This is a genomic window from Acinetobacter sp. SA01 (assembly GCF_011319235.1).
Lineage (GTDB): Bacteria > Pseudomonadota > Gammaproteobacteria > Pseudomonadales > Moraxellaceae > Acinetobacter.
Window position 1 is genome coordinate 1 of sequence record NZ_WXXM01000034.1, and the last position, 10,458, is coordinate 10,458.

Sequence of the window (10,458 nt, forward strand, 5' to 3'; positions counted from 1 at the left end):
CCGCTGGAAGATTGAGTTATTCTTTAAAGCCATCAAGCAGAATTTAAAACTGAAGTCATTTCTAGGTCGAAGCCGCAATGCGATACAAACGTAAATATGGATTGCATTAATCGCCTATTTACTGGTGAACTTCGCTAAACACATGCCACAAGAAGAATGGAGTGTTCAGCGTTTACTGCGAATTATTCAGGTCAATTTATTTGAAAGGAAACTTTTAAGGTCACTCTTTGTGCCTGATAAAAAATGGCGAAAACAAGAAGAACCTCAATTGAGGTTCTTCTTGTGATATTTGTGGGACAGCAGTGTGGCACTGCCATCTTTTTTGCTTATATGCTTCGCAAAAACCGTGCGGTAGCGTAATCAAAGTTTATCTTGCCCTACCCTTATTACCCCTTCGCCATCTCAACAGCCCCCTCCTTTACGACAACAGTCCTCCGCTGTTGCAGAGATCAAAATTCAACTCTGGTATAAGAATTGCTTTGCTTAAAAATAAATAAATATTCCCAATAAGAATATATTATTGCAGCGCATTGATTTTGGGATATTGATCTTTACAGCCTAGTAAAAAAATCTGGAGTACAACCTATGTGGGTAAATCATTTAAAAAGAATTGTCGCAGCGAGCCTGCTGCTGCCTGGCTTGGCCTTTGCAGGTGAAACCGATCTGGATAGCGCCTCCACCGTATGGATGATGCTGTCCACACTGCTGGTACTGCTGATGTTTGTTCCCGGCTTGGCGCTGTTTTATGGTGGTATGGTCCGTGCCAAAAATATTCTGTCCATTTATACCCAGTTTTTTGCCGTGGCAGGCGTGGTTTGTGTACTGTGGCTGACTGTGGTTTATAGCATGAGTGCAGACAAAACCCATATGCAAGCGGGGGTAACCAATCTCTACAGCTTTGTCGGCAGTTTAAATAAGGCCTTTCTGGTGGGTATTGATGAAAATACTCTGCTGGGCGGTGTACCTGAATATATTCTGATTATCTTTGGCATGACCTTCGCAATCATTACCCCCTGTCTGGCCATAGGTGCTTTTGCTGAACGCATGAAGTTTGGTGCAGTGGTGTTGTTTTCTGCTCTATGGCTGGTTTTGGTATATGGACCAATGACCCATATGGTCTGGGGCGGTGAAGGGGCAATCATGCACACCTGGGGAGTTCTGGACTTTGCTGGCGGTACAGCGGTGCATATTAATGCCGGTGTTGCCGCCTTAGTCGGTGCAATCGTATTAGGCAAGCGTAAAGGCTGGCCGGCTGCACCCGTTCCCCCACACAATGTGGTCTATACCATGATCGGCGCAGCATTTTTATGGGTAGGCTGGTTCGGCTTTAACGTCGGTTCTGCATTCGCGGTAAATGCATCGGCCACCATTGCCATGATGACCACCATGGTAGCGACCTGCGGCGGCATCTTAGGCTGGATGGTGATTGAAAAAATGCATACCCATCATGTCACGGCTTTGGGCCTGGCTTCAGGCGCGATTGGCGGATTGGTGGGCATTACCCCTGCAGCAGCTTATGTCGGACCTTTTGGTGCGTTGGCGATCGGCTTTATCACCGCCATCTGCTGTTTTTATGCCGTGACCAAGCTGAAGCATAAAATGGGGATTGATGATGCTCTGGATGTCTTTGCCCTGCATGGCATAGGCGGCATGGTCGGCTGTATGCTCACCGGTATTTTCTGCATCCCGCAACTGGGCGGCAAAGTGGCCGACATTTCCCTGCTGAACCAGTTGGCTGCACAGGCAGGCAGTATTGTACTTACCGTGATTTATTGTGGCGTGCTGACCTGGCTGATTATGAAGTTCGTCGATAAGACCATCGGTTTACGTGCAACCCCGGAACAGGAAGAGCGCGGTCTGGATGTCAGCGATCACAACGAACGTGCATATAACAATTAACGCCGCAGCCCGCTTTCAGTTGATAAATTAAAATTTCATTTTAGGGCATTTAAAATATTTCAATTTAACCAAGCAAATGCTTCAGGGCATTTGCTTTTATTTTTGCAAGTACAATGCCGAGACTGGCAATTCCCATCTGCTTTTCCGGGGTGAAAACAGCTGACCATGGCTAAAGGACTACTTCTTTTGAGATATAGACGCCCTAGCTTGAAAATGATTATGATAGATCGTTTAACTGCGAATTAAGTAAAAATATATTATTGAAAAATAATAAAATAATTATTAACTAAAGACTAATGGTATAAGAATTGCATCTTGAATCATGAAAGAAATATTCCCTTTAGTAATACCAATTCCCACCAAAAAAATGGTCAAGCTAATGTAAATCCATATTCATGAGATTCAGGAGCAATTCATGATAATGAACAATGTGAAGAAGTTACTCATGCTGAGTGTACTGCTGTCGCCTAGCGCAGTTTTCGCCGCTGAGGGAACGATTGATGGACCTGCCACTGTATGGCTCATGGTTTCTATTGTTATTGTCCTGCTGATGTTTATTCCAGGACTTGCGCTGTTTTATGGCGGTATGGTCCGCGCCAAAAATATCCTGTCGTTATTTACCCAGTTTTTTGCGATTGCCGGGATTGTCGGCATTTTATGGGTGGCCGGGGTATATAGCCTGGCAACCGATACCACCAATATGCAAGAGGGCGTTTATAACATGAACAGCATTGTCGGTGGCCTGGATAAACTGATGCTGAAAGGCATCACGGCAGAAAGTCTGGCAGGCGGCATTCCTGAATATATCTTGATTGTGTTCCTGATGACCTTTGCCATGATCACGCCGTGTATTGCACTGGGTGGTTTTGCGGAAAGAATGAAATTCCGGGCAACGGTTATTTTTTCATCTCTGTGGATAGTACTGGTCTATGGCCCAATGGCCCATATGGTGTGGGGCGGCAAAGGCGCACTATTCCATAACTGGGGGGTATTGGACTTTGCCGGCGGTACTGCTGTACATATTGCAGCCGGGGTCACGGCATTTGTTGGTGCCATGGTGGTGGGCAAACGCAAGGGCTGGCCTGCTACGCCGATGCCGCCGCACAATGTGGTATTTGTGATGATTGGCGCAGCATTGCTCTGGGCCGGCTGGTTCGGTTTTAACGTGGGTTCGGCTCTGGCCATCAACTCTTCAGCCGCACTGATTTTCATGACCACCATGCTGGCAACCTGCGGTGGTATTGTCGGCTGGATGTTTGCTGAAAAAATGTATTCCGGCCATGTCACTGCCTTTGGTCTGGCTTCAGGTGCCATTGGCGGCTTGGTGGGCATTACCCCGGCGGCCGCTTATGTTGGCCCTTTTGGTGCAATTGTGATTGGCCTGCTCACCAGTATGGCCAGCTATTACGCGATTATGATACTAAAGAAAAAGCTCGGTGTAGATGACGCGCTGGATGTATTTTCCTTACATGGCATTGGCGGTATGGTTGGCTGCCTGCTGACCGGTATTTTCTGTATCCCCGAGTTGGGCGGCAATGTTGAAGGCATTTCCCTGCTCCCGCAATTCTTGGCACAACTGGCCAGTATTGCGATGACCTTTGCCTATGTCGGCATCTTGAGCTGGATCTTGCTGAAAATCATTGATAAAACTGTGGGGCTACGTGTCACGGCAGAACAGGAACAACAAGGCCTGGATGTCAGTGATCATAACGAACGTGCCTATAATTAAAGGCCGTGGAAAATCAAGTAACAAGGGCTTTGGCCCTTGTTTTTTTATTGGCGGCTTGGGATAAACATCGCTTTGCATCATTTGCATACATGGCTATGCTGCCTTTTGCGGATTAAATCCCGCTACTGTCCATCTGCGGATTTTAACTGCTGAGTGCCCTGTCAACGGGTTAAACTGGTACGCTCCTCGCTCATTCTCTCCTGGGAAAAACAGGGATAGATAGCTTGCTGACGGCTTCCTTTCGATCATTTTCCCAGAGCACATCTTTGAGATTGTATGATCGAATGCCAAGTGCTCCATTTCTATAGGTTGCTGAACATTCCCAAAAAATAATAAGGATAATTCTCTATACAGGGTCATTATTATAGAGAAATCGGGTAGCGTGATTATGTAGCCATGGTGACAAGAACAAACGGCGAATTTCGTCCTATCGCTTTGAAGCATTTAAATTTTTTATTGATCAAGACGATACTTGGCTAAATGACAAAGGTTTGAAAGCATAGCACTGGCAATGGATGTCTGCACGCTGTTATGATAAAGGTTGATTGCTGTCCTGATGCCAGCACATAAAGCAAATGGCTGCCAGCTTACGCTAACAGCCATTCAGGGGATTACAGTTGGGGGAAAACAGAATTGTTATTTATGCCATGCTGAGCAGCCCGTCAATACCGACAGCCTGACCATCAAATTCTGCAATGGCATCCAGCAGGACATTCCACAAATACAGTGCAGAGGCCCGGTCACACAAGAGATTGAATTTCGGCGCCTGGGCATCGCTGACATTCATCACCACAGTATTAATGCGCGCCACCGAGGTCTGTGCAATCTGACCTGCAGCAAAAGCTTCTGCGGACAAATCGACGGCACACAGCTTAGCCATGATAAAAGCCACAGATTGTCCGGTTAGCTGAATCCAGGCATGGCTGTCCTGACGCGGCAGCAGATAGTTGGCGCGGTCACTCAGCTCCCAGCTCTGTTCCAGTGCGACTACACTTTCGCCAAAATCCTGCATTGCACCTAGCACCAAATATTCGGTTGCAGACAGCCGTGCCACAATGCTGCCATTGGCCTGATGACACAACCGATTGGGTGCATCCGGCAATGCAAAACCTGCTGCAGCTAAATAGCTGGCACTGTCAATTCCCCGAAAACCGACGCGTGGCATATTGGTTAAATCCACCAGTGCACATTGCTGAATGTGCTGGGACTTACCGCCTGCAAGAAACATGCGTCCTGCGCCATAAGACTGATAAGCCGCACAGATTTTTTGAATGGGACTGCGTTCCGCTTTAGGCAAAATACTCATGATCAGATCTCCTGACGGGCATTATTAGGGTCATAGAAAGGCGCTTTTACTACTGTGGCATAGACACTTGCACCTTTTTCCACACGAATCTGGAACTGTTGGCCCGCTGCGCTTTGCTCGATACCGACATACGCCATGCCAATAATTTGGTCCAGAGTGGGTGAATATTCACACGAAGTTACGTTTCCTGTAATTTTGTCGCCATTCAGCACAATGTGGCCTTCCAGCGGTTTCTGTTGCTGTTTGTCCAGCACAAAGGACACCAATTTGCGTTTCATGGGCTGCTGTTCCAAAATGGCAATGGAACGCTTGCCCACGAACCACGGCTTGCTTTTCGCCACCGCCCAGCCTAAGTCCACTTCTTTAGGATGCGACATGCCATCGGTATCCTGACTGATAATGATATGACCCTTTTCCAGACGCAGCAGTCGCTGGCTTTCCACCCCAAAAGGCTTCATTGAGAATTCTTGACCCGCCAGCATCAGCAGATCCCACATGAACTCGCCATAGCGTGCGGGGAAGTGAATTTCATAGCCCAATTCGCCCACAAAACCAACGCGCAAGATACGCACAGCAATGCCCTGGATGGTTCCGGTGCGCAAACCCAGGTAGGGAAATGCCGCTGCACTGAAATCGACATCCTGACAGACCTTTTGCAGCACTTTGCGGGAATTCGGACCAGCAATATTCACCGCCGCAAATGCCGACGTGACATTGGCGATATCGACATTTAAGCGCCACTGCGCATTCCATTTCAGCATTTGCTGGTAAATGCGGTCTACCCCGCTGGTGGTTGCGGTAACATAAAAATGGTTTTCACTTAAACGCCCGGCAACACCGTCGTCAATCACCACGCCATCTTCGGCAGTCATGACTGCATAACGGGTTTTTCCCACCGGTAATTTTACAAAACCAAAGGTATATAATCGGTTGAGGAACTCGCCGCTGTCAGGCCCGCGAAGATCTAATCCGCCTAAAGTAGAGACATCAATCATGCCGACATTCTGACGTACATTGCGCACTTCGTTTTCAATATGCTGCAAACGGCCAGCGACGTCACCATAATAGGCCGGACGCTGCCAGTTGCCTGCCGGCATCATTTGTGCACCGGCCTCAATATGGCGTTGATGCATGGCGGTTTGACGGAAGGGATCAAAACCGCGTCCTGCAATATGCGCCAGTTTTTCTGCAGTGAACGGTGGACGGGCGGTCGTCACCCCGGTTTCGCTCACTGTGCGGTCTGTATATTTTGCCACGAGACGCGCAGTAGGCAAGGCTGAATGACGGCCTTGAGAAGGTCCCATACCCACAGTAGAAAAACGCTTGACCAGCTGTACATCACGGTAGCCCGATTTGGTGGCATTAATAATGTCGCGGATTTGCAGGTCTTCATCATAATCGACAAATTCTTTGCCCTTAGGATGCGCGAAAATTGGCCATGGGAAATTCACCGCTGCTTCGACAACAGGTTTTTTCGCTGCTGTAGCAGCATTGCCCAAAATGGCATTCACTGCATCCGTGGCGGTTTGCACTGCATCATGCAGAACATTGTCCAGCTGATGCACACCGGCAACAGAGCCGCTAATGTGCAATCCCTGAGGTAAACCGGAAATGCTGAACTGTGCCTTTTTGTCGTTATAGTTCAGTTTGGCACCGGCTTGACACAGCAGCTGGTACACCGGCATATAACCGGATGACATGGCCAGCACATCACAATCAATTTTCTTGCTGTGTGTACCCACCTGGCCTTCTGCAACAATACTGCGTATATCGACTCCGGTCAGATGCTGCATGTCCTTGCTATGCAAGGCTTCATACACGGTACTGCTGAGATAGACCGGAATGTGGTGCAGTTCAACCGCTTTTTGCAAAGCGGGATCTTCTGCACCGGCGCGCATGTCGACTAGGGCGGCCACAGAGATACCGGCTTCGGCCAGATCTAGGGCGGCCAGATAGCCGTCATCGTTACCGGTTAAAATAACCGTTTTCTGGCCGGGCCGTACCCCATACAGTTTGACCAGACGCTGTACGGCACTGGTCAACAGCACACCGGGCAAGTCGTTGTTGCGGAACACCACTGGCTGGTCAAAACTGCCGCTGGCCACAATGCATTGCTTGGCACGGACTTTATACATACGCTTGCCTTGAATGACCGGTAAATAATGATCGGTAAACCAGGCATTACAAATGGCTTGTTTCAGCACGCTAATGTTTTCATGCTGTTCTACTTGCGCAATCAGTTTGGCTGCACATGCAGCGGCTTTTTTACCCTCGGCATCAAAACGCGCATAATGCAGGCTACCACCCAGTATTTTATCCTGTTCAATTAACAACACTTTCATGCCGGCATTCGCGGCGGTTAACGCTGCCTGCAAGCCGGCCGGACCGGCACCAATAATGGCAATATCTGTAAATAGATAGGCTTTGTCATAGTATTCAGGCTGAAAATTCAGATCCAGCACCCCCAGCCCGGCTTTTTTACGGATCATGGTCTCCCACAGCTTCCAGACCCCTTTAGGCTTGTAGAATGAGCGGTAATAGAAGCCGACAGGCATAAATTTTGAGAATTTGCCTAAAAACGCATCGCTGTCTTTCATTAACGAGCCAGCATAGTTTTGCCCCATTGCCGACAGATGCGCTGCAATCTCGGTGCTATCTGCCAGTACATTCGGCTCCTGCGGCAATTGAATCAGCGTATTGGCATCTTGTCCCGCCATGGTTAAAGGTGCACGCGGACGGTGGTATTTAAAAGAGCGCGACATAATCCAGCGCTGATTGGCAATCAAGGCACTGGCAATACTGTCGCCCGCATAGCCCTGAAAAGTCTGCTGATCAAACTGAAAAGTCACAGGCTGGTTGCGGTCAATCAAAATGCCATACGGCAAAGGCAGTCGGTTTAAATCTAGATTGCTCATGCGGATACCTCCTGTTTAGCAGCCTGTTCTGCTGTTTTTTCTGTAGCTGGCGGATTTTCAAAATCGATGCGCTGGCTAAACATTTCCTTGGCATCAAAGGTACGCAGAATTTCATCGCTCACTGTATGGCGCTCGGCAATAAACCAATAACTGCTTGGGGTATGCATCCACCATTCCAGTACCACACCGGCAATATTGCTTTTATTGAACACATAATCTGCCCATTCTTCATTGCTGCAGGTGTTCTGGTCCGGCATGGTTTTCAGCTCGCCGCCATAACTAAATTCACTGATATTTCTTGGACCATTTAAAGGACAAATCATTATTTTCATGGGTTTACTCCTTAATGGCTCGCCGCAGTGGCGCCCATTTCATTGACTTGCTGGAAGCGGCTGAAACGCGACAATTCAAATGGCTTGATCAGATCCGGCGTACGGCCAGTCGCCACAAGTTCCGCCATGGTCTTGCCACAGATCGGGGTGGATTTAAAGCCCCACGTGCCCCAGCCTGCATCCAGGTAATAATTGTCATAAGGCGATTTGCCCATAATCGGGCTGTAGTCAGGCGTCATGTCGGTCATGCCAGCCCATTGGCGCATGAGTTTGACATTGGCCATAAACGGGAACATTTCAATGGCATGAGCCAGCAGGCTTTCTTTTAAATCCAGGGTAGAACGGGTGTTGTACAGCGGATAAGGGTCTGAACCGCCACCAAAGACAATTTCACCGCGGCTGGTTTGCTGCACATAGCAGTGCAAAGCAGATGAACTGACCAAAGGATTGATAAACGGTTTAAACGGCTGGGACACCATGGCTTGCAGCGGGAAGGTATGAATCGGCGACTTGATATGCAGCTTGTTCATTAAAATGCTGGAAGCGCCGGCAATCGCCTGTACCACGCAGCCACACTTGATGCTGCCACGGTTGGTTTTTACCGCCGTGACCTGGTTTTTTTCAGTCACAAAATCCTGTACTTCAGTCAGCTGGTGGATTTCCACGCCGCGTTTCGCCGCTTCCTTGGCATAGCCCCAGGCCACGGCATCATGCCGTGCTGTGGCACCATCCATATGCCAGAGTCCTGCCAGAACAGGCAAATGCGCGGGATCAAGATTCAGACACGGTACCAGCTCCTTAATTTGCTGGCGGTCAATCATTTCGGTACGACCACCAAAATGCTTGTTCACTTCGGCACGCTGGCGGAAGGCACGCACAGTAGAATCGGTATGCGCCAAAGTCAGCTGGCCGCGCTCTGAATACATGATGTTGAAGTCAAATTCATTGGACAGGTTTTTAAATAAATCAACCGATTCTGAATAGAACTTCACTCCTTCTGAGGTCAGATAGTTGGAACGGATCACCGCAGTATTGCGCGCCGTATTACCACCGCCAAGATAGGATTTTTCCAGCACAGCAACATTGGTGATGCCTTGATATTTTGCAAGATAATATGCGATTGCCAAACCATGACCGCCAGCGCCAATAATCACTACGTCATAGTGTGATTTCAGCTCCTTCGGTGGAGGCAAATCAACTTCAACAGGATATTCACTGCTTAATCCGTATTTGAGCAAACCAAGTGGCATAATTTCTTCTCCAAGGCATCTTTTCCAATGCCGCTAGCTTATTTTTTAAAAATGTTTGCCTGCATACGCGCAGCATCAAGGGTATTTTTCATCAGGTAGGCAATGGTCATGGGACCGACACCGCCCGGAACAGGCGTGATGGCTTTGACCACAGACAGCGCATCGTCATAATCGACATCTCCGACCAGACGGTTTTTGCCGTTTTCCTGAATGCGGTTAATCCCCACATCAATGACCACTGCACCCGGTTTTAAATAGGATGCATCGATCATTTTCGGCCTACCGACCGCTGCCACCAGAATGTCGGCATTTTTGCAAATGTCGCGAATATTCTGGGTGCGTGAATGGACAATGCTGACGGTGCAACTTTCTTTTAATAACAGCGCCGCCATCGGCTTGCCGACAATGTTGGAACGACCCACCACCACAGCATGCAGTCCGGACAGATCCGGCCCCAAGGTGTCTTTCAGCAGGCGAATACATCCGGTTGGTGTGCATGGGGTTAACACCTCACGGCCCTGACTCAGACCGCCGACATTTTCACTGTGGAAACCGTCAACATCCTTAAGCGGATGAATGCGCTGCAACACCGCCGTTTCATCAATATGTGCCGGCAACGGCAGCTGCACCAGGATGCCATGCACGGTGGCATCTGCATTCAGTTCATCAATTTTCTGCAGCAGCGTGTCAGCATCTGTATCTGCTGACATGCGGTATTCCAGTGAGCGGATGCCGACATACAGCGCTTTTTCAACCTTGTTGCGCACATAGACATGACTGGCCGGATCATCTCCGACCAGGACTACTGCAAGGCAAGGCTCAATACCTTGCGCTTTCATCTGCTGCACTTCGCTTTTGATCTCGTCCAAAACGGTTTGTGCAGTTGCTTTGCCGTCAATAATCAGCGGCTGTGAATGTTCTTGAATGGCTATGTTCATTTAAATACCACCGTACGGTCATCATTAAGGAATACGCGGTGTTCGACAAAGTATTTCACCGCTTTGGACAGCGCGACTGTTTCGGTATC

The 10,458-nt window shown here is 48.7% G+C and carries 7 protein-coding genes and 2 pseudogenes; 3 read left to right on the forward strand and 6 right to left on the reverse strand.

The features are described from left to right. The 3 genes and pseudogenes from GTU69_RS16565 to GTU69_RS16575 all read left to right on the forward strand — a co-directional run. A pseudogene (locus GTU69_RS16565) lies at nucleotides 1–286 on the forward strand (transposase); the annotation flags it as partial. Nucleotides 287–585: 299 nt separating this feature from the next. Then, on the forward strand, nucleotides 586–1,899 hold the full coding sequence (locus tag GTU69_RS16570; protein WP_166172147.1) for an ammonium transporter: 1,314 nt from the start codon (nucleotides 586–588) through the stop codon (nucleotides 1,897–1,899). Nucleotides 1,900–2,314: 415 nt separating this feature from the next. Next, nucleotides 2,315–3,628: an ammonium transporter gene (locus GTU69_RS16575; protein WP_166172149.1), complete on the forward strand. Its 1,314-nt coding sequence runs from the start codon at nucleotides 2,315–2,317 to the stop codon at nucleotides 3,626–3,628. A 640-nt stretch (nucleotides 3,629–4,268) separates the two neighbouring features. Here GTU69_RS16575 and GTU69_RS16580 read toward each other — a convergent pair. The 6 genes and pseudogenes from GTU69_RS16580 to GTU69_RS16605 all read right to left on the reverse strand — a co-directional run. Continuing rightward, nucleotides 4,269–4,934: a sarcosine oxidase gene (locus GTU69_RS16580; RefSeq protein ID WP_166172151.1), complete on the reverse strand. Its 666-nt coding sequence runs from the start codon at nucleotides 4,932–4,934 to the stop codon at nucleotides 4,269–4,271. Between the two features lie 2 nt (nucleotides 4,935–4,936). Beyond that, a complete protein-coding gene (locus GTU69_RS16585; RefSeq protein WP_166172153.1) occupies nucleotides 4,937–7,849 on the reverse strand; it encodes a glycine cleavage T C-terminal barrel domain-containing protein in 2,913 nt (970 codons plus the stop codon). Continuing rightward, nucleotides 7,846–8,181 (reverse strand): sarcosine oxidase subunit delta, encoded by a 336-nt coding sequence (locus GTU69_RS16590; RefSeq protein WP_004704293.1) that lies wholly within the window; start codon nucleotides 8,179–8,181, stop codon nucleotides 7,846–7,848. The genes GTU69_RS16585 and GTU69_RS16590 overlap by 4 nt, the downstream gene beginning before the upstream one ends. Nucleotides 8,182–8,192: 11 nt before the next feature. Continuing rightward, nucleotides 8,193–9,431 carry an FAD-dependent oxidoreductase gene (locus tag GTU69_RS16595; RefSeq protein WP_004704294.1) on the reverse strand — a complete coding sequence of 413 codons (1,239 nt, stop codon included), beginning with the start codon at nucleotides 9,429–9,431 and terminating at the stop codon, nucleotides 8,193–8,195. Nucleotides 9,432–9,469: 38 nt separating this feature from the next. Continuing rightward, complete coding sequence (folD, locus tag GTU69_RS16600; protein ID WP_004704295.1) at nucleotides 9,470–10,369, reverse strand: bifunctional methylenetetrahydrofolate dehydrogenase/methenyltetrahydrofolate cyclohydrolase FolD; 900 nt, start codon at nucleotides 10,367–10,369, stop codon at nucleotides 9,470–9,472. Next, a pseudogene (locus GTU69_RS16605) lies at nucleotides 10,366–10,458 on the reverse strand (formyltetrahydrofolate deformylase); the annotation flags it as partial. The pseudogene GTU69_RS16605 and the gene folD, both read right to left, overlap by 4 nt.